Origin of the sequence: Streptomyces galbus, assembly GCF_005280195.1 — a bacterium.
GTDB classification, from domain to species: Bacteria; Actinomycetota; Actinomycetes; order Streptomycetales; family Streptomycetaceae; genus Streptomyces; species Streptomyces galbus.
On sequence record NZ_SZPR01000018.1, the window covers coordinates 362,291 to 387,352 of the forward strand.

Here is a 25,062-nt window from a genome sequence, read left to right on the forward strand (position 1 = left end):
CTCGGTGGGTCCCTGCTGACGCAGGGCCGCTGCCGGTTCCCGCCGCCCGGACGGCAGCGACGAAGGAGTCATGCGTGATCGACCAAGGCGCACCCCCGCAAGGGCGCGGTCAGACCGTCCCCCAGGCCCCCGGGCTCGGTGCGCGCCTCATGCGCCGCAAGCCCGTGGAAGTGCTGGTCGCGGAGGGCGGCCAGGGTGAGGGCGGGACCCTGCGGCGCTCGCTGGGACTGTGGCAGCTCACCATGATCAGCATCGGTGCCACCCTCGGCACCGGCATCTTCGTCGTGCTCGGCGAGGCGGTCCCCAAGGCCGGTCCCGCGGTCACCCTCTCGTTCGTGATCGCCGGTCTCACCGCGCTGTTCTCAGCCCTGTCCTACGCCGAGCTGGCGGGCACCATCCCGGTCGCCGGCTCGTCGTACTCGTACGCATACGCAACGATGGGCGAGCTGATCGCCTGGGTGTGCGGCTGGTGCCTGGTGCTGGAGTACGGCGTCTCGGTCGCCGCCGTGGCCGTCGGCTGGGGCGAGTACCTCAACGAGCTGCTCGACGGCACGATCGGGGTGACCCTGCCGGCCGCCCTGTCCGCCCCGCCCGGCGACGGCGGCGTGTTCAACCTGCCCGCGCTGATCGTCGTCCTGCTCGCCATGGCGTTCCTGCTCGGCGGGGCCCGCGAGTCGGCCCGCGCCAACACCGTCATGGTGGCCGTGAAGATCGCCGCGCTCGTGCTGTTCTGCGCGATCGGCGTGCAGGGGCTGCGCAGCGGCAACTACGAGCACTTCATGCCGCTCGGCATGAGCGGCGTGAGCGCGGCCGGCGCCACGCTGTTCTTCTCGTACATCGGCTTCGACGCCGCCTCCACCGCCGGTGAGGAGGCCAAGGACGCCCAGCGCGACCTGCCCCGCGCGATCATGCTGTCGCTGGTCATCGTCACCGCGCTGTACGTCCTGGTCGCCGCCGTCGCCGTGGGCGCCAAGCCCTGGCGGCAGTTCAACGACTCCGAGGCCGCGCTCGCCCAGATCATGCGCGACGTCACCGGCCAGGGCTTCTGGGCCACGCTGCTCGCGGCCTGCGCGGTCATCGCCATCGCCAGCGTCGTGCTGACCGTGCTCTACGGCCAGACCCGCATCCTCTTCGCGATGTCCCGCGACGGGCTGGTGCCCAAGGTGTTCTCCCGGGTGCACCCGAAGACCGGCGCCCCCCGCGCCAACACCGTGATCGTGTCCCTGTTCTGCGGTGTCCTCGCCGCGGCCGTCCCGCTGGGCCAGCTCGCCGACGCCACCAGCATCGGCACCCTGTTCGCCTTCGCGCTGGTCAACGTGGCCGTCGTGGTGCTGCGCCGGACCCGCCCGCAGATGAACCGCACGTTCCGCGTCCCGCTCTCGCCGCTGCTGCCCGCGCTGGGCTTCGCCTTCTGCGTGTGGATGATGGGCAGCCTGTCCACCGTCACCTGGGTGGTCTTCGGCGTCTGGATGGCGGTCGGGCTCGTGGTCTACTTCCTGTACGGCCACCGCCGCTCCCGCCTCGCCCCGCCATCCGAGAAGTGATCGACCGACCGTGCTGAACGATCTCGACGAACGCATCGTGCACGCCCTCGCCGAGGACGCCCGCCGCTCCTACGCGGACATCGGGTCCCTGGTCGGCCTGTCCGCGCCCGCCGTCAAGCGGCGCGTGGACCGGCTGCGGGCCACCGGAGCCATCACCGGCTTCACCGTACGGGTCGACCCGGCGGCCCTCGGCTGGCAGACCGAGGGGTTCGTCGAGATCTACTGCCGGCGCCACACCTCCCCGGAGACCATCCAGCGCGGCCTGGAGCGCTACCAGGAGGTGGTGTCCGCGTCCACCGTCACCGGTGACGCGGACGCCGTCGCGCAGGTCTTCGCCGCCGACATGCGCCACTTCGAGCGCGTGCTGGAGCGGATCGCCGGGGAGCCGTTCGTGGAGCGCACCAAGTCCGTGCTGGTGCTCTCCCCCCTGCTGCGGCGCCACTCGGCGGGCTCGCCGACCTGAGCCGGGACGCGGCCGCCGGGGGCCCGCACACCGCTGGTGCCCCGGTTCGGCCCCGCCGTACGATCGGCGCATGAGCCGACGACATTGATCCTCCACGAGATCACCCGGGACCCGGCTGACGCGCACCCTGTACGCGTACGCCTTCCTCGACGAGTTCGTCCTGCTGTACCCGGTGTACGCGCTGCTGTTCGCCGACACCGGGCTGCCCCTGTGGCAGATCTCCTCCCTGTTCGTGCTCTGGTCGCTGACGGGCGCGGCGCTGGAGGTCCCCTCGGGCGCGTGGGCCGACGCCTTCTCCCGCCGGGCGCTGCTGCGGCTCGGCCCCCTGCTGGGCGCCGTCGGCTTCGCCCTGTGGGTCGCCGTGCCCTCCTACGCGGCCTTCGCGGCCGGCTTCGTGCTGTGGGGCGCCCGCGGCGCGCTCGGCTCGGGCGCGCTGGAGGCGCTGGTCTACGAGGAGCTGGACCGGCTCGGCGCCGCCGACCGCTACGCGCGCGCCATGGGCCGGGCGCACGCCGCCGGACAGGTCGCCGTGGTGACCGCCATGGCGCTGGCCGGGCCGGTCCTGGCGTGGGGCGGCTACTCGGCCGTCGGCGCGGCGAGCGTCGCGGCCTGTCTGCTGACCGCGCTGGCGGCGGGCCGCCTCCCGGAGCACCGCACCGGCGCCGCCCCGGGCGAGCGCCGGGCCGCGAGCCTGCGCTCCGGGCTCGCCGACGCCCGCCGCGACCGGTCCGTGCGCGCAGCCCTGCTGCTGGTCCCGGCGGTGGCGGCGGTGTGGGGCGCGCTCGACGAGTACACGCCCCTGCTGGTCCGCGGCACCGGGGTCCCGGACGCCGCCGTGTCCCCCTGCCTGGTGCTCGTCTGGTCCGGGGTGACGGCCGGCAGCCTGCTGGCCGGACCGGGCGGACGGCTCGGCCGCCGGGGCCTGGCTACGCTGCTGGCGCTCTCGGCGCTCGCCCTGGCCGCCGGCGCGCTCAGCGGCGTCCCGGCGGGCATCGCCCTGGTCGCCGTGGCCTTCGGCGGTTTCCAGCTCGCCACCGTCGTCGCCGACGCCCGCCTCCAGGAGCGCATCGAGGGCACCGGCCGGGCCACCCTGACGTCCGTCGCGGGCCTCGGCACCGAGGCCGTCACCCTCGCCGTGTACGCCGGGTACGCCGCCCTCGGCACCAGGGCCGCGCACGGCACGGTGTTCGCGCTCTGCGCGGTCCCGTACCTGGTCACGGCCCTGTGCCTGGCTCTGGCCCGCGGGCCGCGCGAGATCGTCCGGCGACCGCGCAACGAATCGCCGCCGGGCCGCTGAGGCGCGCAACGAACCGCCCACCAGCGCGCAACGGCTCCGCCTTGTCCGGTCCGCGCGGCCGACCGTACGGTCTACGTGGCCCCCCGACCCCCTCCGCACCGGTGAGGAACACGCATGCGCACAGCCCTGCTCCAGAGCTCCGGCCGCCCGGGCTCGGTCGCCGAGAACCTCAAGGTCCTCGACGAGGCCGCCGGCCGCGCCGCCGCCGCGGGAGCCGGGCTGCTGATCACCCCGGAGATGTTCCTGACCGGCTACGCGATCGGCGACGACATCGCCCGCCTCGCCGAGCCCGCCGACGGAGACTCGGCCGACGCGGTCGCCGAGGTGGCCGGCCGGCACGGTCTGGCCCTCGCCTACGGCTACCCGGAGCGGGCGGGGGAGAGCGTGTACAACGCCGTCCAGCTCATCTCCGCCGACGGCGTCCGGCTCGCCGGCTACCGCAAGACCCACCTGTTCGGCTGCTTCGAGCGCGACCACTTCACGCCGGGCGAGCAGCAGGTCGTCCAGGCCGAGCTGAACGGGCTCACCGTCGGCCTGCTGGTCTGCTACGACGTCGAGTTCCCGGAGAACGTGCGGGCCCACGCCCTCGCCGGCACCGACCTGCTGGTCGTGCCGACCGCGCAGATGCACCCGTACCAGTTCGTCGCCGAGTCGATGATCCCGGTGCGGGCCTTCGAGAGCCAGATGTACGTCGCCTACGTCAACCGGGTCGGCCCCGAGGGCGCGTTCGAGTTCGTCGGGCTGTCCACCCTGGCCGGCCCCGACGGGGTGGCCCGCGCCCGCGCCGGACGCGCCGAGCAACTGGTGTTCGCCGACGCCGACCCCGTCTTCCTGGCCGCCTCCCGCGAGGCCAACCCGTACCTGCAGGACCGCCGCCCCGGTCTGTACGGGTCCCTGGTCTGACCCCACCGGTCCGCCCCCCACGCAGTCCCACTTGTGCAAGGAGTCCGTACCCCATGACGTCCACGGTGCCCAACGCCGTCGAGCACACCGACGAGCAGCAGCCGCCGATCACCATGTTCGGCCCGGACTTCCCGTACGCCTATGACGACTTCCTCGCCCACCCGGCGGGTCTCGGGCAGATACCGGCGACCGAGCACGGCACCGAGGTCGCCGTCATCGGCGGCGGCCTGTCCGGTGTCGTGGCGGCGTACGAGCTGATGAAGATGGGTCTGAAGCCGGTCGTCTACGAGGCCGACCAGCTCGGCGGCCGGCTGCGCACGGTGGGCTTCGACGGCTGCGACGAGTCGCTCAACTGCGAACTGGGCGCGATGCGCTTCCCGCCGTCCTCCACGGCGCTGCAGCACTACATCGACCTGGTGGGCCTGGAGACCCGGCCGTTCCCCAACCCGCTGGCCGAGGCGACCCCCTCCACGGTCGTCGACCTCAAGGGCGAGTCCCACTACGCCGAGACGATCGACGACCTGCCGCAGGTGTACCGGGACGTCGCCGCCGCCTGGGGCAAGTGCCTGGAGGAGGGCGCCGACTTCTCCGACATGAACCGGGCCATGCGCGAGCGCGACGTGCCGCGCATCCGCGAGATCTGGTCCCGGCTCGTCGAAAAGCTCGACAACCAGACCTTCTACGGCTTCCTCTGCGACTCCGAGGCGTTCCGCTCCTTCCGCCACCGCGAGATCTTCGGCCAGGTCGGCTTCGGCACCGGCGGCTGGGACACCGACTTCCCCAACTCCATCCTGGAGATCCTGCGGGTCGTCTACACCGAGGCCGACGACCACCACCGCGGCATCGTGGGCGGCTCCCAGCAGTTGCCGCTGCGTCTGTGGGAGCGCGAGCCGGAGAAGATCGTCCACTGGCCGTACGGCACCTCGCTGAAGTCCCTGCACGCGGCCGGCGAGCCCCGGCCGGCCGTGACCCGGCTGCACCGCACCGCGGGCAACCGGATCACCGTGACGGACGCGCACGGAGACATCCGCACCTACCGGGCGGCGATCTTCACCGCCCAGTCCTGGATGCTGCTGTCGAAGATCCAGTGCGACGACTCGCTGTTCCCGATCGACCACTGGACGGCGATCGAGCGCACGCACTACATGGAGTCGAGCAAGCTGTTCGTGCCGGTGGACCGGCCGTTCTGGCTCGACAAGGACGAGGACACCGGGCGGGACGTCATGTCGATGACGCTCACCGACCGCATGACCCGCGGCACCTACCTGCTCGACAACGGCCCGGACCGGCCCGCCGTCATCTGCCTGTCCTACACCTGGTGCGACGACAGCCTGAAGTGGCTGCCGCTGTCCGCGAACGAGCGGATGGAGGTCATGCTGAAGTCCCTCGGCAAGATCTACCCCAAGGTCGACATCAGGAAGCACATCATCGGCAGCCCGGTGACCGTCTCCTGGGAGAACGAGCCCTACTTCATGGGCGCGTTCAAGGCCAACCTGCCCGGCCACTACCGCTACCAGCGGCGCCTGTTCACCCACTTCGTGCAGGACCGGCTGCCCGAGGACAAGCGGGGCATCTTCCTCGCCGGCGACGACATCTCCTGGACGGCCGGCTGGGCCGAGGGCGCGGTGCAGACCGCGCTGAACGCGGTCTGGGGCGTGATGCGCCACCTCGGCGGCGCCACCGACCCGTCCAACCCCGGCCCCGGCGACGTCTTCGACGACATCGCCCCGGTCGAACTGCCGGAGGACTGACCGGTCGCGGCGCGCGGGACGCGGTCCGCGGGGCCGCGTCAGTCGGCCAGCGGGGTGAGCAGCATCCGGCTCGCGAAGCCGACCGCCGCGTCCAGGCGGTCGGTGAACCCCTGCGCCACGTCGGGCAGTCCGCGCAGCGCCCACAGGGCGCGGGCCGCCGCCCAGGTGGCCTCGCGGGCCCGCTCCAGGCTCCACGCGCCCAGCAGGTGGGTGAGCGGGTCCGCGATCTGCAGCAGGTCCGGGCCCGGCATCAGGTCCTCGCGGATGTGCTCCTCCAGGGCGGTCAGGAGGTCGCCCACCCGGTCGAACTCGTCCTCCAGCTCGCCCGGTTCGCAGCCGAGCGCGTGACAGGCGTCGACCACGGCGAGCGCCAGGTCATGGCCGATGTGGGCGTTGATCCCCGCCAGGGCGAACTGCAGCGGCCGTACGCCGGGATGGCGCCGCCACTGGAACAGCGGGCGCCAGCAGGCCGGCGGGCGGCGGTCGGAGCGGACCGCGTCCACCGCCGCCAGGTAGCGCTCGGCGAACCGCACGTCCAGCGTGCTCGCCGCGCGGGGGTCCGCGAACCGGCCGGCGTCGAGCTGCCGGTCGACCTCCTGGGTCACGGCCAGGTAGACGCGGTTGAACACCGCGACCCCGTCCTGGGCGGGGAGCGTCGCGGCCAGGGCGTGCATGCGGGAGAGGACGCCGTCCACCCCGGTGGTGAGCTGTTCCGAAGGCGGCATGGGACGAAGGGTGGCAGCCCCGGGCCGTGCCGGTGGCCGACCGGCCCGGGGCTTCGCCGGAACGGGGGAACCCCGTCCGATGCGGCCCGCGACTACGGCCGGGTGTGCCCGGCCCCGCCGTCGGCGCGGCCGGTGGCCGCGTCGTAGGAGCTGGTGCCCTCGTCCAGCAGGGGCTGCTGGGTCTTGAGGTGGGCCGGGGCGAAGGCGCGCAGGGCGTGGTAACCGGTGATGACGACCAGCGTGCCGAGCGCGATGCCGCTCAGCGAGAAGTTGTCGCTGATCTTCATGGTGACGTTGCCGACGCCGATGACGACGCCCGCGGCGGCCGGGACCAGGTTGAGCGGGTTGCGCAGGTCCACCCCGGCGTTGAGCCAGATCTGCGCGCCGAGCAGGCCGATCATGCCGTAGAGGATCACCGTGATGCCGCCGAGCACCCCGCCGGGGACGGCGGCGACCACCGCGCCGAACTTCGGGCACAGGCCGAACAGCAGCGCGAAGCCGGCGGCGGCCCAGTAGGCGGCCGTGGAGTAGACGCGGGTCGCGGCCATCACGCCGATGTTCTCGGAGTAGGTGGTGTTGGGCGGGCCGCCCAGCGCGGTGGACAGCATCGAGCCGAGGCCGTCGGCGGAGATGGCCGTGCCCAGCTTGTCGTCCAGCGGGTCGCCGGTCATCTCGCCGACCGCCTTGACGTGCCCGGCGTTCTCCGCGACCAGCGCGATCACCACGGGCAGCGCGACCAGGACCGCCGACCACTGGAACGAGGGCCCGTGGAAGGACGGCAGGCCGATCCAGTCGGCGTGGGCCACGCCCGACAGGTCCAGGCGCCAGTGGTCGGTGACCTTGCCGCTCGCGTCGGCCGAGTGGATGCGGCCGAAGACCCGGTCGCAGGCCCAGGACAGGGCGTAGCCGAAGACCAGGCCCAGGAAGATCGCGACGCGCGACCAGAATCCGCGCAGGCAGACCACGGCCAGACCGGTGAACAGCATCACCAGCAGCGCGGTCCACTGGTCCTGCGGCCAGTACGTCGAGGCGGTGACCGGCGCCAGGTTGAAGCCGATCAGCATGACCACCGCGCCCGTCACCACCGGCGGCATCACCGCGTGGATGATCCGCGCCCCGAAACGCTGCACGGCGAGCCCGACGGCGAACAGCGCGACACCGACCACGAACACCGCGCCGGTCACCGTGGCGCTGGTGCCGCCCTGGGCGCGGATCACCGCCGCGACGCCGACGAAGGACAGCGAGCAGCCGAGGTAGCTGGGCACCCGGCCGCGGGTCGCCAGCAGGAAGATCACGGTCGCGACGCCCGACATCATGATCGCGAGGTTGGGGTCCAGGCCCATCAGGACGGGAGCCACGAAGGAGGCCCCGAACATGGCCACCACGTGCTGCGCGCCCAGCCCGACCGTCCGGGGCCAGGTGAGCCGCTCGTCGGGGCGGACCACCGCCCCGGGCGCCGGGGTGCGTCCGTCGCCGTGCAGTGTCCAGCGGACGCCAAGATCCATGGTGCGGGTCGCTTTCGTCGTACCGTGCGGTTGTCCGGACCATTGTCACGTGGAACGAGAGGGTGAGCGTCCGCTTAGGATGGGATGTCTGTCCCTTGCACCGAGTTCACCCAGGAGCGTCCCCCGTGACCGCCGAAGCACCGACCGCCCCCGCCCTGTCGTACGGCCGGCTGATCCCCGTCACCGTCCACTTCGACGACCTGGACGCGCTCGGCCTGCTGCACAACGCGCGCTACCCGCTGCTCGTCGAGCGCGCCTGGACGGAGCTGTGGCAGCAGCACGGGGTGCGGTTCGAGGGCGACTGGGCGGCGGCCGGGGACGCCTGCAACGCGGTGAAGGAACTCCGCGTCACCTACGAGGCCCCGGTCACCCGGCCCGGCACCTACGCCGTGCACCTGTGGCTGGACCGCCTGGGCACCACCGGGCTGACGTACGGCTTCCGCTTCTGCTCGGCGGACGGGGCCACCACCTACGCCCGCGGCACCCGCGTCCTGGTCCGGCTGGACCCGCACACCCTGCGGCCGGCGCCCTGGAGCGACACCCTCAGGAGTGCCGGTCGGGAACTGCTGCGGCCGGCCGGCTGAGCTTCGGCCGGTTGCGCTCACCGGACCGCAGCACGCCCGCGAAGGCGGCGAGCCCGCACGCCAGCACCGTGACGACCACGAACGACACCGTCAGGTCCGTCGCCTGCGCCACCCCGCCGATCAGGCTCGGGGCGATCAGCCCCGAGGTGTAGGTGATCGTGGCGACGCCCGCGATGGCCTGGCTCGGGTTCGGGCCGCTGTGGCCCGCCGCCGCGAAGCACAGCGGGACCACCACGGCGATCCCGAGGCCCATCAGGGCGAAGCCGGTCATCGCCACGGCCGGGTGCCCGGCGAGCACGATCAGCAGCCCGCCGAACGCGGCGAGCACCCCGCCGGCCCGCACGGTGCCCACCGAGCCGAACCGGTTGACCACCGCGTCCCCCGCGATGCGGGCCACCGCCATGGTGAGCATGAAGCCGGTCGTGCACGCCGCGGCCAGGCCCGCCGAGGACTCCAGCCGGTCCCGCAGGTAGACCGCGGACCAGTCCAGGCTCGCGCCCTCCGCGAACACCGCGCAGAACCCCACCGCGCCGATGAGCAGCGCCGACCGGGGCGGCAGCGCGAACCGCGGCGGCGCCTCGTCCTCCTCGGCCGCCCGCAGGTCCGGCACCCACCGGCAGACCACCGCACCGAGCACGGTCAGCACGGCCGCCGCCAGCGCGAAGTGCACGCGCGCGTCCGAGCCGAGGTGGGCGGCGAGGGTGCCCGCCGCCGAGCCGACCAGCGCGCCCGCGCTCCACATGCCGTGCAGCCCGGACATGATCGACTTGCCGAGCCGGTGCTCCACCTCCACGCCCAGCGCGTTCATCGCCACGTCCGCCATGCCCGCGCTGGCGCCGTAGACGAACATCGCCAGGCACAGCGTGAGCAGGTTCGGCGCCAGGGCCGGCAGCACCAGGGACGCGGTCCACATCGCCAGCAGGGCGCGCAGGGACGTACGGCTGCCGAAGCGGTGGGTGATCCCGCCGGCCAGCGGCATCGCGCAGGAGGCGCCGAACGCCGTGAACGCCAGCGCGAACCCCAGCTGGCCCGCGCTGAGCGAGGCGTGGTCCTGGACCCAGGGCACCCGGGTCGCGAAGGTGCCCGTGACGGCGCCGTGCACCGCGAACACGGCCGCCACCGCGTACCGGGCGTGCCGTAGCGCGCGCTGCTCGTCCACCACTTCCGTCATGCCCGGACCCTCCCCGAGGTACATCTCCGTGTCGTGCCGACGTAAACTATCAGGAACCCTGCCTGATAGATAGCGGGCAGAGAGCGGTTACTCCGACCGCGGCCCCGGCGGCCGCGCCGATCTGGGAGGATCCCCGGCATGCCCGCATCCCCGAGCACCGCCCGGGCCATCAACGACCGGCTCGCGCTGCGCCTGCTCCAGCAGCAGGGCCCGCTCACGGCGGCGCAGCTCAAGCAGCACACCGGTCTGTCCCGGCCGACCGTCGCCGACCTCGTAGACCGGCTCGCCGCGTCCGGGCTGATCGAGGTCGTCGGCGAGGCCGGCGCACAGCGCCGCGGCCCCAACGCCAAGCTCTACGGCATCGTCGCCGACCGCGCCCACCTGGCCGCCCTGGACGTGCGCACCGAGGGCGTCTCGGTGCTGGTCTCCGACCTGGTCGGACGGGTGCTGGGCGAGGCGTCGGTGCCGATCGGCCACGACACGGGCACCGGGCACGCCGTCGAACAGGCGGTGGCGCTCGTGGAGCGGGTGGCGAAGGAGGCGGGCGCCGACCGCCTGCACACCGTCGGGATCGGTGCCCCCGGGCTCATCGACCCGGCCACCGGCGAACTGCGCGACTCCGGTGGGCTCCCCGCCTGGCACCGGCGGCTGGTGGCCGCCCTCCAGGAGCGACTGCCCGCGGCCCGCGTCACGGTGGAGAACGAGACCAACCTGGCCGCCCTGGCCGAGCAGCGCGACGGCGCGGCCCGCGACCGCGACACCTTCGTGCTGCTGTGGCTGGGCATCGGCACCGGCGCCGCCGTCGTCCTCGACGGCCATCTGCGCCGGGGCGCCTCCGGCGGCACGGGCGAGATCGGCTTCCTGCCGGTGCCGTGGACGCGGGGCCTGCCCTCGGCGACGGACTGCGCGGGCGGCTTTCACTCCCTGGCCAGCTCGGCGGCGATCGTCGAACTGGCCGGACGGCACGGTCTGACGGCACCGGCGAGTGCGGAGGAGCCGCTGGGGGCGGGACTGGTGCGGGCGGCGGCGGGGAGCGTGTCGGCGGACGGTGCCGAGGGTCCGCAGGGCGCGGGCGGCGGCGCGGGCGACGGCGGCGCGGGCGGTGCCGGGGCCTTCCTCGACGCGCTCGCCGACCGGGTCGCCCTCGGGGTGGCCTCCGTGGTCGCGGTGCTGGACCCGGGGTGCGTGGTCCTCGGCGGCGAGGTCGGCCGGGCCGGCGGGACGGAGCTGGCCGGCCGGGTGGAGGAGCGGATCCGGCGGATGGCGCCCCTGCCGACCGAGGTGCGCGCCGGCGTCCTGGGTGGCGCGGCGGTGCTGCGCGGGGCGCTGCTGACGGCCCGGGAGGCGGCCCAGGAGGAGCTGTTCGCGCCCCCCGACCGCTGAGCACCGCGCCCCTGGGCCCTGCGCGGGCTCAGGGGCGCGGTCGCTTCACGTTGGGAGGCCCGGCGGCGGGCAAGGGCCGTCGTCACCGCCGCCGGGCCCGCTTCGCGGGTCAGCAGGCTCCGAGGTCCTGCCAGACCCCCCACTCACCCGTGGTGCCGGGCTCCTCGCCCTTGGTCCACCACTTGGCCTTCCACGAGTGCCCCTTGTGGGAGACGACAGTCCCCCCGGAGTACTCGCTCGTGGCGTTCCACACGGCCGCCGTGCAGGCGCCGTTGGAGGGGGACGGGCTGCCGGAGGGTGAGGGGCTGCCGGACGGCGAAGGGCTGCCGGACGGGCTGGGGGTCGCGGAGGGGGAGGGGCTGGCCGAGGGGGAGGGGCTGGTGCTCGTGCCGGGGTTCACCACCGTGGTCCCGCGCGCCAGGTCGCCGGCGAGCGCGTACGTCCGGCCGCCGAACGTCACCGTCCAGTTGGACGGCGTCGACACCGGCAGGTAGTACACGAAGTCCAGTTCCACCGACGCCCCGGGCGCCAGCGTCTGCCAGCCCGGCAGCTTCAGCGACACGCGGTGGTAGTCGCCCTTGAGGCCGCCGACGTTGCTCCCGGTGTGGTCGCTGCGGATCACCGAGGTGCCCCAGCCGGACTGGTCCTTGGCGTTGCCGGGCGCGGAGGTGCCGTAGTCGAACTGGAACTCCGTGCCGCCCGGCAGCGTCACCTGGGTGTTGTTGGTGATCTTCAGCTTGGGGCTGATCGGGTAGTTGGAGTCGCCGAGCGGGAACTGCCCGAAGTCCACGCCGATGTCCAGCGCCTGCGTCGGCAGGTCGGTGGTGGCCCGCTTCGCGCCGTACGGGGAGGCCGACTTGAACTTCTCGTACATCGCGGAGGTCAGCGTCGAGCCGGGCTCGTACTGTCCCTTGGCCGCGTTCCAGCCGTAGTCCCCGGCCAGCTCCCACACCATCGTGCCGCCGATGCCGTGGGAGACCACGTAGTCGGCCTTGGCGTTCACCGACTGCTCGTCCTCGGTGGACAGGAACACCTTCTTCTCGGCGTTCCACAGCCAGGGCGCCACCAGCGTGGCGTCGTACTTGCGGGCGTAGGTCCCGGTCAGCTTGGTGCCGGCCGGGAAGCCGTAGCGGGTGACGTAGTCGCCGACGACGCCCTTCTCGAGGTTCTTGGCGTGCCACATCGGGTTGGACCCGGCGGGTGCCTCGCGGCCGGCCGTGTCGAGGTCGTGCCAGAGGTTGTCGATGCCGACGGCGCCGTCGCCGCACTTGGTCAGGCCGGACCCGGCCGGGCAGGTGGTGGTGGCCGCCTTGCCCCACAGGCCGTCGGTGCCGCCGGTGACGTTCCTGAAGCCCCGGGTGTAGTAGGGCAGTCCGATGTTGATCCGGCCGGCCGGCATCGACCCGCGGAAGTAGTGGTAGGCCCAGTCGGTGTTCAGGTAGCCGGTGCCGCCGTACTGGGAGGTGGAGTAGACGCCCGCCGCCGCGAGCTCGGCGTCCTTGCCGTCGTCGAAGAGCGAGGCGTTCGGCCCCACGTACTCGTTCCAGGCGCCGTGCAGGTCGTAGGACATGATGTTGACGTAGTCCAGGTACTTCTGGACCTGGAAGGTCTCCATGCCGCGCAGCAGGTAGCCGGAGGACGGGGCCGCGACCGACAGCAGGTAGTGCCGGCCGTCCGAGGCGCCCGCGCGGTCCAGCTTCTCGCGCAGCGTCCTCATCAGGGCCGCGTAGCCCTTGACCAGGCCGGCCCGGCGGGCGTTGGACAGCGACCAGTCGAGCGGGTTGCCCGAGTCCTTCATGGTCGTCGGGTACTCGTAGTCGATGTCGACGCCGTTGAAGCCGTACTTCCTGATGAAGTCCACCGCCGAGTTCGCGAACGTGTCGATGCCGGCCTGGTTGACCGAGCCGTCCGCGTTCGTGGCCAGGGCGTAGAAGCCGCCGGAGTCCACCCGGGCCCCGCTGTCGTCGAAGTAGCCCCCGGTCTCGGCCCAGCCGCCCACCGAGATCAGCGTCTTGACGTTCGGGTGCTGCTTCTTGAACTTGTTCAGCAGGTTGAAGTGGCCCTGGTAGGGCAGCGCCGGGTCCATCTCGGCCCCGGCCACGCCGGGCCAGGTCGTCCCGGTCGCCGCGTTGGCCGCGCCGTCGGCGCCCACGGAGATCCGGTTGCCGCCGTCGACGTGCGCGAAGGCGTAGTTGACGTGGGTGACCTTGTCCCACGGGATGTCCGGGGCGAGGTAGGCGGGCGTGCCGTCCTTGCCGGTGCGCCAGCCGGTGAAGTAGCCGATCACCCGGCGCTGGTGGTCGGGGCCCATCTTCTCCCGGCCGGCCGTGTCGTAGACCGAGCAGTACGGAACCTGGACGCCGGGGGTCTCGTAGAGCCCGTCGGGACGGCAGGCCTCCTGGTCGGCGGCCTGCGAGACGCTCGCCGGGAGCCCGGCGAGCAGCAGGCCGGCGATCGCCGCGACGCCCGCGTACAGCGCGGGTCCCGGGCGGCGGCGGGGATGACGTGAGGGGGACGGCACGGGTCGGTTCCTCTCCACGGAAGTTGCGCAGACCCTAGAGAGGACTAGACCACTGCGTCAATAGGTATGGACCAATCCCGATCGGCGGGGACCGGGAGTTGGGGGGTGGGACGCAGGGGGCGTCGCGGGAGGATCCGGAGAAGTCCCCACCCGTCGCTTGTGAGCCAGCCCACACGACTGGCCCGTGTGGACGCCGGGCGGCCGTGGCACACTGGGCCCTGTACCAACAGCAGCGCACTCCGGGGTCGGTGAAAGTCCGAACCGGCGGTTACAGTCCGCGACCCGGTCGCTTCCAGCGGCCGGTTGACCAGGTGGAATTCCTGGACCGACGGTTAAAGTCCGGATGGGAGGCAGTGCGCGGCGGGCGAGCATGCGTGCGCGCCGCCGATCCGCTCGTCCCCTGGGACGAGTCCGTCCGGCGTCGCTCCCGGCGTTCTCGCGCGTTCCTTCTGTCGTCCTCGACAGGCCCCGGAGTCCGTGCCCGAAGAGGCAGGAGGACCCGGGAAGTGTTCACCGGAATCGTCGAAGAGCTGGGCGAGGTCACGGCCGTCGAGACCCTCGACGACGCGTGTCGCTTCCGGCTGCGCGGCCCCGTCGTCACCGGCGGCGCGAAGCACGGAGACTCCATCGCCGTCAACGGCGTGTGCCTCACGGTCGTCGAGCACGAGGGCGACGAGTTCACCGCCGACGTCATGGCGGAGACCCTCCACCGCTCCAGCCTCGGCGCCCTCACCGTCGGCTCCCGCGTCAACCTCGAGCGTCCCACCGCCGTGGGCGCGCGCCTCGGCGGGCACATCGTCCAGGGACACGTCGACGGCACCGGCGAGATCGTCGCCCGCACGCCGTCCGAGCACTGGGAGATCGTGGAGATCTCGCTGCCCGCGCACCTGTCCCGGTACGTCGTGGAGAAGGGCTCCATCACCGTCGACGGCATCAGCCTCACGGTCGTCGAGGCGGGCACCGACCGCTTCACCGTCAGCCTCATCCCCACCACGCTCGCCCTGACCACGCTCGGCCTCAAGCAGCCCGGCGACCCGGTCAACCTCGAGGTGGACGTCGTCGCCAAGTACGTCGAGCGCCTGCTCGCCGCGGGCCAGGCCGGACAGGCGGGACAGGGGGCGGCACGGTGAACTGGCTGAACTCCGAGGCGTTCGTCCTCTTCGACCAGCACATCATCTGGTCCGACATGATCGGCAACATCCTGGGCCTGATCACCCTCGGCCTCGGCTGGCGCCGGTCCCTCCTGACCTGGCCCGTGCAGTTCCTGTCCGGTCTGGTGCTGTTCACCGCCTTCTACGGCCACCTCGCCGGCAGCGCCGGCAAGCAGGTCGTCGTCATGGTCGTCGCGCTCTACGGCTGGTGGCAGTGGCAGCGCGGCCGGGGCAAGGCCGACGACGGCCGGATCACCGTCCGCTTCGCCGGCTGGCGCGAGCGCGGCGCCATGCTGGTCGCGGCCGCCGCCGGGACCGTCGCGGTGGCCCTGCTGTTCCAGGCGTACCCCAGCCTCTCCTGGGACCCCTGGCCCGACGCCTACATCTTCGTCGGCACCGTCGTCGCCATGTACGCCCAGGCCAAGGGCATGGTCGAGTTCTGGATCGCCTGGCTGCTCGTCGACGTCGTCGGCGTCCCGCTGAACTTCGCCAACGGCTACGCCTTCTCCGGCTTCGTCTACGTCATCTACGGCGCGCTCGTCCTGTGGGGCATGCGCGACTGGTGGCTGCGCTCCCGCCGGGGCTCGCGGCCCACTCTGGAGGGAGCACCGGCATGAGCACGGCACCGATCCTCTACAGCACCGACGGCATCGAGGACTTCGCCCTCGACCCGGTCGAACAGGCCGTCGCCGACATCGCGGCCGGCCGCCCGGTCGTGGTCGTCGACGACGAGGACCGCGAGAACGAGGGCGACCTCGTCATCGCCGCCGAGATGGCCACGCCCGAGATCGTAGCCTTCATGATGAGCGAGTGCCGGGGTCTGATCTGCGCCCCCATGGAGGGCGACGAACTGGACCGGCTGCGACTGCCGCAGATGGTCCAGGACAACACCGAGTCGATGAAGACCGCCTTCACGGTCTCCGTCGACGCCTCCGGCGCCCACGGCGTCACCACCGGCATCTCCGCCGCCGACCGCGCCACCACCCTGCGGCTCCTCGCGGGCGGCGAGGCCGGACCGGGCGACTTCGTCCGCCCCGGCCACGTCTTCCCGCTGCGCGCCCGCCCCGGCGGCGTCCTGGTGCGCAACGGCCACACCGAGGCGGCCGTGGACCTCGCCCGCCTCGCGGGGCTGCGCCCGGCCGGCGCCATCGTGGAGATCGCCGGCGAGGACGGCCGCATGCTGCGCCTGCCCGAGCTGATCCCCTTCGCCCGCAAGCACGGTCTGACGATCATCTCCATCGAGGACCTGATCGCCTACCGCCGCAGCGCCGAACCCACCGTCCGCCGCGAGGCCGAGGTCCACCTGCCCACCGCGCACGGCACCTTCACGGCGTACGGCTACCGCTCCACCGTCGACGGCGTCGAGCACGTCGCCCTGGTCCACGGCGACCTCGGCGACGGCGAGGACGTCCTGGTCCGCATGCACTCCGAGTGCCTGACCGGCGACGTCTTCGGCTCCCTGCGCTGCGACTGCGGCCCCCAGCTCGACGCGGCCCTGGAGCGGGTCCGCGCCGCCGGCCGCGGGGTCGTCGTCTACCTGCGCGGACACGAGGGGCGCGGCATCGGCCTGCTGTCCAAGCTGCGCGCCTACGAACTCCAGGAGCGCGGCCACGACACCCTGGACGCCAACCTGGAACTCGGCCTGCCCGCCGACGCCCGCGACTACGGCGCCGGCGCGCAGATCCTGAAGGACCTCGGCGTGCACAGCGTGCGCCTGATGACCAACAACCCCGACAAGTCCGACGCGCTGGCCCACCACGGCATCACCGTCTCCGCGAGGGAGCCGATGCCCGTGCAGGCCGACGAGCACAACATCCGCTACCTGCGCACCAAGCGGGACCGGATGGGTCACGACCTGCCCTGGCTGGACACGGCCGCCGTGTCCCCCTGCGGCACCCAGTGACACCCGGCACCACCCCGAGCGCATCGGGCGACACCCGTACAAGGCACTGAAGGAGAGACGTGAGCGGCAAGGGCGCACCGGAGCTGTCCGTACGCAATGTGGGCGACCTGCGGGTCGCCGTCATCGCGGCCCAGTGGCACGAGAAGGTGATGGACGGCCTGGTGGACGGCGCCCTGCGCGCCCTGCACGACCTGGGGATCGACGAGCCGACCCTGCTGCGCGTGCCCGGGAGCTGGGAACTGCCGGTGGTGGCGAAGGTGCTGGCCGGCCGGGGCTACGACGCGATCGTCGCCCTCGGTGTCGTCATCCGCGGCGGCACCCCGCACTTCGAGTACGTGTGCCAGGGCGTCACCCAGGGCCTGACCCAGGTCTCCGTGGACACCGGCGTCCCCGTCGGCTTCGGCCTGCTCACCTGCGACACCGAGGAGCAGGCCCTGGACCGCGCGGGCCTGCCGGGCTCGAACGAGGACAAGGGGCACGAGGCGGTGACGGCCGCCGTGGCCACGGCGGCCACGCTCCGCTCAGTATCCGAACCGTGGCACTAGGTCCCGCGGCACAGCGCGTAAAGTGGGCGCCACCATGTCCAAGAAGACGTTCGAGGAGCTCTTCACCGAGCTCCAGCACAAGGCCGCCCAGGGCGACCCCGCCACCTCCCGCACCGCCGAGCTGGTCGGCAAGGGGGTCCATGCCATCGGCAAGAAGGTCGTCGAAGAGGCCGCCGAGGTCTGGATGGCCGCCGAGTACGAGGGCAAGGAGGCGGCCGCCGAGGAGATCTCGCAGCTGCTGTACCACGTCCAGGTGATGATGGTCGCCCGCGGCATCTCCCTGGACGACGTCTACGCCCACCTCTGAGCCGCACCGCCAACCCCACTCCAGCGCACCCCCAGCGAACGAACGAAGGAAGCCGACCTCATGCTGCGCATCGCCGTCCCCAACAAGGGTTCCCTCTCCGGCCCTGCGGCGGACATGCTGCATGAGGCCGGCTACCAGCAGCGCCGGGAGTCCAAGGAACTGCGCATCGTCGACCCGGAGAACGAGGTCGAGTTCTTCTACCTCCGCCCCCGCGACATCGCGATCTACGTCTCCTCCGGCCGCCTCGACATCGGCATCACCGGCCGCGACCTGCTGATCGACTCCGGCGCCAACGCCGAGGAGATCCTCCCGCTCGGCTTCGCCCGCTCCACCTTCCGCTTCGCCGCCAAGCCGGGCACGGCCGAGGGCATCGACGACCTGGCGGGCAAGACGGTCGCCACCTCCTACGAGGGCATCGTCGCCAAGCACCTCGCCGACAGCGGGGTCGACGCCTCCGTCGTCCACCTCGACGGCGCCGTGGAGACGGCGATCGAGCTGGGCGTGGCCGAGGTCATCGCGGACGTCGTCGAGACCGGCACCAGCCTGCGCAACGCCGGCCTCGAGGTCTTCGGTGAGCCGATCATGAAGTCCGAGGCCATCGTCGTCCGCCGCACCGGCGCCGACGCCGAGGAGCCCAAGGTGCAGCAGTTCCTGCGCCGCCTGCAGGGCGTCCTGGTCGCCCGGACCTACGTGATGATGGACTACGACTGCCGCGTCGAGCAGCTCGAGAAGGCCGTCGCGCTCACCCCGGGCCTGGAGTCGCCGACCGTCTCCCCGCTGCACAACGAAGGCTGGGTCGCCGTGCGCGCCATGGTGCCCGCCAAGGAGGCCCAGCGGATCATGGACGACCTGTACGCCATCGGCGCCCGGGCCATCCTGACCACGGCCATCCACGCCTGCCGCCTCTGACCCCGGCCGGCCGGCCGCGCCGGCCGTCCTCGACCGAGGCCGTCACCACCCGTCGCCTGTGAGGGACCACCCCACGATGTCCGACCCGACCCCGCTGCCCGACCTGCCGGTCACCTTCCGGCCGGGCCGCACCCGCGTGATCCTGCTCACCGCCGGCCTCGCGATCTTCGTGGTGATCACGGCGATCGCGCTGCTCCTGGAGCAGCTCGGCCCGGGGGAGCGGCTCAGCTTCATCGTCACCGGCGCGCTGCTCTTCGGCGTGCTCGCGCTGCTGGCCCGGGTACGGGTCGTCGCCGAGGACGCCGGGGTGACCGTGGTGAACATCGCGAGCCGGCGGCGCCTGGAGTGGGCGCAGATCCTCCGGGTGAACCTGCGTCCGGGTGATCCCTGGGTGTTCCTCGACCTGAGCGACGGCACCAGCCTGCCCGCGCTCGGCATCCAGCCCGGCGTCGACAAGCAGCAGGCCATCGCCCACGCCCGCACCCTGCGGGCGCTGGCCGAGGTCCGCTCGGCCCACCACCCGGAGCGGCCCCAGGGCTGATCACGCCCAGGATGCGGGACGGCTCCGGATGGTTCACCCTGCCCGAAGCGGCCCCGTCCCGATTAACCTGGTGACGGAGGCGTCGTCATGCCTCTGCCACTGAGGTGCCGACCGGACCCAGAGGTTCCCGACTACCCGAGGAGTGACTCCCTCCAGCGATGGACGGATCGTCCTGTAGTACCTGCGCCGCCCCCGTGCGACCTCACGAGGCGGCGGCCCCATGACCATCCCCCTGCTCCTGCTCGCGGCGGCCTTCCTGCTCATCCTGGCCAACGGCTTCTTCGTCGCCGCCGAGTTCGGTCTCGTCACGGTCGAGCGCCCGGAGGCCGAGAAGGCCGCCGCCGAGGGCGACCCGCGTGCCCGCACGGTCGTCGAGTCGCTGCGGCAGCTGTCCTTCCAGCTCTCCGGCACCCAGCTCGGCATCACCATCACCTCCCTCGTCGTCGGCATGCTCGCCGAGCCCGCGCTCGCGGAGCTGCTGCGCGGCCCGTTCACCGCGCTCGGCATCCCGGCCGGCGCCGTCCCCGGCGTCTCCGTGGTCGTCGGCATGCTGCTGGCCTCCGCCGTGCAGATGGTGATCGGCGAGCTGGTGCCCAAGAACTGGGCCGTCTCCCGGCCGCTGCAGGTGGCCCGCTTCGTCGCGGGCCCCCAGCACGCCTTCGCGCGGCTGTTCCGGCCGGTCATCGCCGCCCTGAACACCGTCGCCAACCGTCTGGTGCGCGCCCTCGGCGTGGAACCCGCCGACGAGCTGGCGTCCGCCCGCACCCCCGGCGAACTGGTGTCGCTGGCCCGGCACTCCGCCCAGGCGGGTGCCCTCGAACAGGACACGGCCGACCTGTTCGTGCGCACGCTGTCCCTGGGCGAGCTGACCGCGCAGCACGTGATGACGCCGCGCGTGAAGGTCAGCGCCCTGCAGTCGACGGCCACCGCCGAGGACGTGGTCAACCTGACCCGCGCCACCGGCCTGTCCCGTTTCCCCGTCTACCGAGAGAAGATCGACGAGGTCGTCGGCATGGTCCACCTCAAGGACGCCCTGGCCGTCCCGGTCCACGACCGGCTGCGCACCCCCGTGGGCCGCATCGCCCGCCCTGCCCTGCTGGTCCCCGAGACCCTCCCGGTCCAGCCGCTGCTGGCCCGGCTGCGCAGCGAGCAGCCCATCGCCGTCGTCGTCGACGAGTACGGCGGCACGGCGGGCGTGGTCACCCTGGAGGACATCGTCGAGGAGATCGTCGGCGAGGTCCGCGACGAGCACGACGGCCAGGACACGCCCGAGCTGGCCCCCGCCCCGCCGGAGGACGGCCGGCCCGCCTGGGACGTCGACGGCAGTTGCCGCGTCGACGCCCTGCTGCGCATCGGCCTGGCGGTGCCGGAGGGTCCGTACGAGACGGTCGCCGGTCTCGTCGCCGACCTGCTCGGGCGCATCCCGGCCGTCGGCGACCGGACCGAGCTGCCCGGCTGGCGGCTGTCCGTGCGCCGGGTCGGGCACTACCGCGCCGAGCGGATCCGCCTCGTGCGCACCGGGACCGTCGTGGAGGCGGCCCGATGACGCTGCTGCAACTGCTGTTCGCCGGGCTGCTCGTCCTCGCCAACGGCTTCTTCGTCGGCGCCGAGTTCGCGCTGGTCTCCGTGCGGCGCAGCCAGATCGAACCGCTCGGCACCGCCCGCGCCCGCCAGGTCCTGTACGGCCTGGAGCACCTGCCGCAGATGATGGCCGCGGCCCAGTTCGGCATCACGGTCTGCTCGCTGACCCTGGGCGCGGTCGCCGAGCCGACCGTGGCCCGGCTGCTGGAGCCGCTGTTCGAGGCGGTCCACCTGCCGCACGGCGTGATCCACCCGCTGGGCTACGTCATCGCCCTGGCCGCGGTGGTCTTCTTCCACCTCGTCATCGGCGAGATGGTCCCGAAGAACCTCGCCATGGCCGCGCCCGAGAAGGCCGCGCTGTGGCTCAGCCCCGGCCTGGTCTGGTTCGCCCGCCTGTGCCGGCCGATCACGGTCGCCCTCGGTGCCTGCGCCCAGGGCATCCTGCGGCTCTTCCGCGTCGAGCCCAAGGACGAGGTGGAGGCCGTCGTCACCAGCGAGCAGCTCAACCGGCTCCTGGAGGACTCCGGCCAGGCCGGCCTCCTCGACCCCGAGGAGCAGGAGCGGCTGGAGGACGCCCTGGAGCTGGGCTCCCGCCCGGTGACGGACGTGCTCCTGAAGCGGGAGTCGCTGATCACGGTGCCGCCGTCGGTCACCCCCGGGCAGATCGTCGAGCTCACCGCCCGCACCGGCTACTCGCGCTTCCCGATCGCCGCGGAGAAGAGCGCCAAGGGCACCTTCATGGGCTACCTGCACGTCAAGGACGTCCTCGACCTGGAGGAGTCCGACCGCGCGGTGCCGCAGCAGGTGTGGCGCCCCATGACGACGCTCCGCCCCGAACTCCCGCTGGACGACGCCCTGACCGTGATGCGGCGGGCGGCGACCCACCTGGCGCAGGTCGCCGACGCCGGCGGACGGGTGCTGGGGCTCGTCGCCCTGGAGGACGTCCTGGAACTGCTGGTCGGCGAGGTGCGCGACCCGGCGCACCGCGAGACGCGCAACGTCCGGCTGACGTCGCCCCGCGTCAGCGGGGAGCCGGAGGAGGCGCTCGCCTAGCGGCGCCCACCGGGACGTACCCAGCAGGGACGTGCCGACCCGCCGGGACGTACCCAGCAGGACGTGCGGGGGAGACCGCTGACGGATCGGGGGGCTACAGGGCCGAGGGGTCCTGTGGTCCCCGCCCCGACAGCACCTCGCCGTACGCCTGCATCAGGTCCGGCAGCCGCAGGGTGGCCAGGTCCGCGCGGGTCAGCGCCCCGGGGTACGTCGACAGCCTGAGGTCCCGGTAGGCGCAGCTCTTCTCGTACAGCGTCCGCAGGAACCGCCCGTTGCCCAGCTCGTCGATCCACCCCTGGTCGACCACGTGCCCGGCGATCGAGCGCAGCTCGTCCAGGGCCTCCTCGTCCCAGAGGTCGCCGTTCTCCGCGGCGAGGACCTTGCCGATCTCGGTGAGTTCGAGCGGCCGGTAGGAGGGGAAGTCCACCCGGGTCGTGAACCGCGAGGACAGACCCGGGTTGGCGGCGAGCAGCCGGTCCATCCCCTCGGGATAGCCGGCCAGGATGACCACGAGGTGGTCCCGGTTGTCCTCGGCGCGCTTGAGCAGCACCTGCAGGGCCTCGTCGCCGTAGGCGTCGCCCTTGCCGTACCCGGAGTTGGACAGGGAGTACGCCTCGTCCACGAACAGGACACCGCCGAGCGCGGAGTCGATCAGCTCGTTGGCCTTCACTGCGGTCTGGCCCAGGTACTCGCCCACCAGGTCGGCCCGCTGCGCCTCCACGAGGTGGTCGCCGCCGAGCAGTCCGAGGGCGTAGAAGACCCGGCCGAGGATGCGGGCCACGGTGGTCTTGCCGGTGCCGGACGGCCCGGAGAAGACGAAGTGCCGTTTGGGCGGCTGGACCGGCAGGCCCTGCCCGGCGCGCAGCCGCGCCATGTTGAGCTGCGCGGACAACGCCTTGACCTGCCGCTTCACGGGCTCCAGGCCCACCATGCGCTCGAGCTCGGCCAGGGCCTCCTCGAGCAGGGCGGGGTCGGTGGGGCCGGCCGGCAGCGACGGCGTCGGGACGGCGGTCTTGTGCCGCGCGGCCGTGCCGGGCGCCACCGGCGGAACGCCCGCCGGGGGCAGGTCGGCGGGCTCGCCCAGCCTGAGGTCCCGGCCCTCCGTGCCGAACAGCGGGTCCAGCACGTCCGGCCCGTCCACGCTGTCCTGGCCGAAGCCGCTCAGCGTGATCGCGGCGAGGTCGGCCGGATCGTCGTCGAACCCGTCGCCCTCGGCGATCGCCGCGAGCCGCGCGGAGGTGTCCATGAACGCGGGGTCGACCCGGTGCACGGCCCGGTACAGGGGGAGCGCGGCGGCCGACCGTCCCGTCCCCTCGTGGGCCCGCGCCAGCCAGTACCGCAGCTCCTTGCGCTGCGGCTGCTCGCTGCGGCAGCGCATCAGCGCCGTCGACAGCAGCGGCTCGGCCTGGCCGTACATCTCCAGCCGCACCCGGGCCATGCCGCCGAACAGCCCGGCCTCGATGCCGAGCAGGGGGTCGTCGAGCAGCGGGTCGGTGTGCCGGACGAGCTGCTCCCAGTCCTTGACCAGGTAGGCGCGGCAGGCGTGCAGGAAGCGCACCTGGTGGTCGGTGTCGACCGGGGGCAGTCCGGCGAGTGCCCGGTCCAGCTCCGGCACGTGGCGGCCGTCGAGCCAGTGGGAGGCGTGCGCGAGGAGCAGGTCGCGCGGGCTCTCCAGCACGGGCTGCACCCACCAGCCGAGCCAGTACCAGGAGTTGAGCGTGCGGCGGTGCCGGGCGCGCTGTTCGCCGAAGCGTTCGCGGTGCCGGAACATCCGCAGCAGCGCGGTCGTGGTGTCCACCCGCAGCGCGTGCAGCCCGAGCCAGCCGTCCGCCATCCCGGGATCGATCCGCACCGCGGCGCGGAACTCCTCCTCCGCCTGCGGATAGGCGCCCATGGTGTAGGCGTCCACGCCTCGCAGCCAGGCGAGGTCGGCCGGGGCCTGCGGGCCCTGGGTGCCGAAGTCCATCACGTCCCCCACAAACCGTGCCCCCGTCGCCCGTCGGCTGCCGTGGTCGAACCGCTGTGCCGCGGAACGGAGTTGAGTGCGCGGAGCAGCCGTCCGCAGGTCGCACCCAGGGCATCGTACCCGCGGGGGAGGGGCCCGCCGTAGGGTGCCGCACGAGGCGTTCGGCGAGGTGGGAGCACGGGGGGCGCGTCGGGCGCGGTGACCGAGGGTGAGCGTCCGGCGCCGTCACGCGCCCGGAACGGGGGCCGCGGGGGCCGTTCGCGGGCAGAACGAAGCCCCCGATCACGGGGGAACAACCGGGGGCTTCGCGTCTTCGGGCGGCTTCCCTGCCGCACATTGAGAACGTAAGTCCTGTACGGGCCGCCGGTCAAGCGCAGTTGAGGCACTCGGAGAAGTTCCCCCGCACGGATCTTCACAGGTTCACCACATCGCGTGCGACCCTTCACTCAGCGTGACGAAGGGCCCGTACCAGGGGGCGCGGACGGCCCCGGCAGCACCTCGTACCCCCGCTCCAACTGCCGTACCAGCGCGTGCGCGTGGGGTCGCGAGGGGTCCGCCGCGAAGTGCGCCCGCTCCGCCTCGACCCAGCCGTCCCAGAACTCCCGCTGCTCCGCCCCGTCCCGTGCGCGGCCCCGCGCCCACGACTCCTCCGGTGGCAGGTCCATCCACAGCAGGCACGCCAGGCTCGGCCGCACCGCACGGCGCCCGACCCCCACGCCCTCCACCAGCACCACGGGTGCCGCGGGCAGCGGCCGGGGCGGGCCGTAGCGGCGGGCCCGCCAGTCGTACGGCGCGTAGTGCGCGCTCTCGCCCCGGCCGAGCGGCTCGATCACCTGGGCCCGAAGGCGGCCGGTCCACCCGAAGGGGTCGCGGTGGGAGGCCAGGTCGTCGAGGTGGAGCACCGGCGCCCCGCCCAGCGCGGCGGCCACCCGCCCGGCGAACGTCGACTTCCCCGAGCCCGCGTGTCCGTCCACGCCGACCAGGCGCACCGGCCCGCAGGACGGGGGGAGCCGGCGGAGCCGGGCGGCGAGCTCGTGGATGACGGGGTCCTCGGGCGTGCGGGGGGAGGGGGCGTGCTGCCCGCAGTCTAGGGGGTGTCTCGTCGGTCAGGCCGGGCTCGCGAGACACCCCCTGGTGCCGGGCGCCGCAGGTCATGCCAGTGGACTCGACCAATGATTCGTGACGCGCGTGGGTCGAAGTGCTGGCAGGAGCGGGCGTGGACGGCCATAGTTGGCGCACAACCGTGCACCCGGACCCGC

At 73.0% G+C, this 25,062-nt stretch carries 22 protein-coding genes and 1 riboswitch; of the genes, 16 read left to right on the forward strand and 6 right to left on the reverse strand.

What is annotated here, in order from left to right:
- Positions 1-74 precede the first annotated feature (74 nt).
- The 5 genes from E4U92_RS22885 (at position 75) to E4U92_RS22905 (ending at position 5,958) form a co-directional block, all read left to right on the forward strand.
- Positions 75-1,544 carry an amino acid permease gene (locus tag E4U92_RS22885; protein WP_137302302.1) on the forward strand — a complete coding sequence of 490 codons (1,470 nt, stop codon included), beginning with the start codon at positions 75-77 and terminating at the stop codon, positions 1,542-1,544.
- Between the two features lie 10 nt (positions 1,545-1,554).
- Positions 1,555-2,007: an Lrp/AsnC family transcriptional regulator gene (locus tag E4U92_RS22890; RefSeq protein WP_067235577.1), complete on the forward strand. Its 453-nt coding sequence runs from the start codon at positions 1,555-1,557 to the stop codon at positions 2,005-2,007.
- Between the two features lie 115 nt (positions 2,008-2,122).
- The gene (locus tag E4U92_RS22895) at positions 2,123-3,304 is read left to right on the forward strand and encodes an MFS transporter (protein ID WP_137302303.1); all 1,182 of its coding nucleotides are present in this window, start codon (positions 2,123-2,125) and stop codon (positions 3,302-3,304) included.
- A 114-nt stretch (positions 3,305-3,418) separates the two neighbouring features.
- Positions 3,419-4,207 (forward strand): carbon-nitrogen hydrolase family protein, encoded by a 789-nt coding sequence (locus E4U92_RS22900; protein ID WP_137302304.1) that lies wholly within the window; start codon positions 3,419-3,421, stop codon positions 4,205-4,207.
- Positions 4,208-4,260: 53 nt separating this feature from the next.
- Positions 4,261-5,958, forward strand: a complete 1,698-nt coding sequence (locus tag E4U92_RS22905) for a flavin monoamine oxidase family protein (RefSeq protein ID WP_137302305.1) — start codon at positions 4,261-4,263, stop codon at positions 5,956-5,958.
- Between the two features lie 38 nt (positions 5,959-5,996).
- Here the strand turns inward: E4U92_RS22905 and E4U92_RS22910 are convergent, their stop codons facing one another.
- Together E4U92_RS22910 and E4U92_RS22915 are read right to left on the reverse strand one after the other, a co-directional pair.
- Complete coding sequence (locus E4U92_RS22910) at positions 5,997-6,683, reverse strand: DUF5995 family protein (protein WP_137302306.1); 687 nt, start codon at positions 6,681-6,683, stop codon at positions 5,997-5,999.
- Positions 6,684-6,775: 92 nt separating this feature from the next.
- Positions 6,776-8,188, reverse strand: a complete 1,413-nt coding sequence (locus tag E4U92_RS22915) for a uracil-xanthine permease family protein (RefSeq protein ID WP_137302307.1) — start codon at positions 8,186-8,188, stop codon at positions 6,776-6,778.
- 125 nt (positions 8,189-8,313) lie between these two features.
- On the opposite strand from E4U92_RS22915, the gene E4U92_RS22920 reads away from it, so the two are divergent.
- A complete protein-coding gene (locus E4U92_RS22920; RefSeq protein WP_137302308.1) occupies positions 8,314-8,772 on the forward strand; it encodes an acyl-CoA thioesterase in 459 nt (152 codons plus the stop codon).
- On the opposite strand, the gene E4U92_RS22925 is transcribed toward E4U92_RS22920, so the two are convergent.
- Positions 8,732-9,943: an MFS transporter gene (locus E4U92_RS22925; RefSeq protein ID WP_137302309.1), complete on the reverse strand. Its 1,212-nt coding sequence runs from the start codon at positions 9,941-9,943 to the stop codon at positions 8,732-8,734. The two genes, E4U92_RS22920 and E4U92_RS22925, sit on opposite strands and share 41 nt — an antisense overlap.
- Positions 9,944-10,081: 138 nt before the next feature.
- Here E4U92_RS22925 and E4U92_RS22930 point away from each other — a divergent pair, with 138 nt between their 5' ends.
- On the forward strand, positions 10,082-11,326 hold the full coding sequence (locus E4U92_RS22930; RefSeq protein WP_137302310.1) for an ROK family transcriptional regulator: 1,245 nt from the start codon (positions 10,082-10,084) through the stop codon (positions 11,324-11,326).
- A gap of 109 nt (positions 11,327-11,435) precedes the next feature.
- Here E4U92_RS22930 and E4U92_RS22935 read toward each other — a convergent pair whose 3' ends face one another.
- Positions 11,436-13,847, reverse strand: coding sequence for a chitinase C-terminal domain-containing protein (locus E4U92_RS22935; protein WP_137302311.1), 2,412 nt, complete (start codon positions 13,845-13,847; stop codon positions 11,436-11,438).
- A gap of 230 nt (positions 13,848-14,077) precedes the next feature.
- Positions 14,078-14,208: riboswitch (FMN riboswitch) on the forward strand.
- A 145-nt stretch (positions 14,209-14,353) separates the two neighbouring features.
- Between E4U92_RS22935 and E4U92_RS22940 the strand changes: the two genes are divergently transcribed.
- The 9 genes from E4U92_RS22940 (at position 14,354) to E4U92_RS22980 (ending at position 21,837) form a co-directional block, all read left to right on the forward strand.
- Entirely contained in the window at positions 14,354-14,977 is a 624-nt protein-coding gene (locus E4U92_RS22940) for a riboflavin synthase (RefSeq protein ID WP_137302312.1), read from the forward strand.
- Entirely contained in the window at positions 14,974-15,615 is a 642-nt protein-coding gene (gene pnuC / locus E4U92_RS22945; RefSeq protein WP_137302313.1) for a nicotinamide riboside transporter PnuC, read from the forward strand. Before E4U92_RS22940 ends, pnuC begins: the two co-directional genes overlap by 4 nt.
- Complete coding sequence (locus tag E4U92_RS22950) at positions 15,612-16,901, forward strand: bifunctional 3,4-dihydroxy-2-butanone-4-phosphate synthase/GTP cyclohydrolase II (protein ID WP_137302314.1); 1,290 nt, start codon at positions 15,612-15,614, stop codon at positions 16,899-16,901. Before pnuC ends, E4U92_RS22950 begins: the two co-directional genes overlap by 4 nt.
- A 59-nt stretch (positions 16,902-16,960) precedes the next feature.
- Positions 16,961-17,446, forward strand: coding sequence for a 6,7-dimethyl-8-ribityllumazine synthase (gene ribH / locus E4U92_RS22955; protein ID WP_137302315.1), 486 nt, complete (start codon positions 16,961-16,963; stop codon positions 17,444-17,446).
- Positions 17,447-17,480: 34 nt separating this feature from the next.
- Positions 17,481-17,753 carry a phosphoribosyl-ATP diphosphatase gene (locus E4U92_RS22960; protein ID WP_019983911.1) on the forward strand — a complete coding sequence of 91 codons (273 nt, stop codon included), beginning with the start codon at positions 17,481-17,483 and terminating at the stop codon, positions 17,751-17,753.
- Positions 17,754-17,813: 60 nt separating this feature from the next.
- Complete coding sequence (gene hisG, locus E4U92_RS22965) at positions 17,814-18,662, forward strand: ATP phosphoribosyltransferase (RefSeq protein WP_137302316.1); 849 nt, start codon at positions 17,814-17,816, stop codon at positions 18,660-18,662.
- A 76-nt stretch (positions 18,663-18,738) separates the two neighbouring features.
- On the forward strand, positions 18,739-19,203 hold the full coding sequence (locus E4U92_RS22970) for a PH domain-containing protein (RefSeq protein WP_137302317.1): 465 nt from the start codon (positions 18,739-18,741) through the stop codon (positions 19,201-19,203).
- Between the two features lie 220 nt (positions 19,204-19,423).
- The gene (locus E4U92_RS22975; protein WP_137302318.1) at positions 19,424-20,749 is read left to right on the forward strand and encodes a hemolysin family protein; all 1,326 of its coding nucleotides are present in this window, start codon (positions 19,424-19,426) and stop codon (positions 20,747-20,749) included.
- Positions 20,746-21,837 (forward strand): hemolysin family protein, encoded by a 1,092-nt coding sequence (locus tag E4U92_RS22980; protein ID WP_137302319.1) that lies wholly within the window; start codon positions 20,746-20,748, stop codon positions 21,835-21,837. The genes E4U92_RS22975 and E4U92_RS22980 overlap by 4 nt, the downstream gene beginning before the upstream one ends.
- 94 nt (positions 21,838-21,931) lie before the next feature.
- On the opposite strand, the gene E4U92_RS22985 is transcribed toward E4U92_RS22980, so the two are convergent.
- Both E4U92_RS22985 and E4U92_RS22990 read right to left on the reverse strand, forming a co-directional pair.
- Positions 21,932-23,803: an AAA family ATPase gene (locus E4U92_RS22985; RefSeq protein WP_137302320.1), complete on the reverse strand. Its 1,872-nt coding sequence runs from the start codon at positions 23,801-23,803 to the stop codon at positions 21,932-21,934.
- Between the two features lie 446 nt (positions 23,804-24,249).
- On the reverse strand, positions 24,250-24,843 hold the full coding sequence (locus tag E4U92_RS22990) for a uridine kinase family protein (RefSeq protein ID WP_137302321.1): 594 nt from the start codon (positions 24,841-24,843) through the stop codon (positions 24,250-24,252).
- Positions 24,844-25,062: the final 219 nt, after the last annotated feature.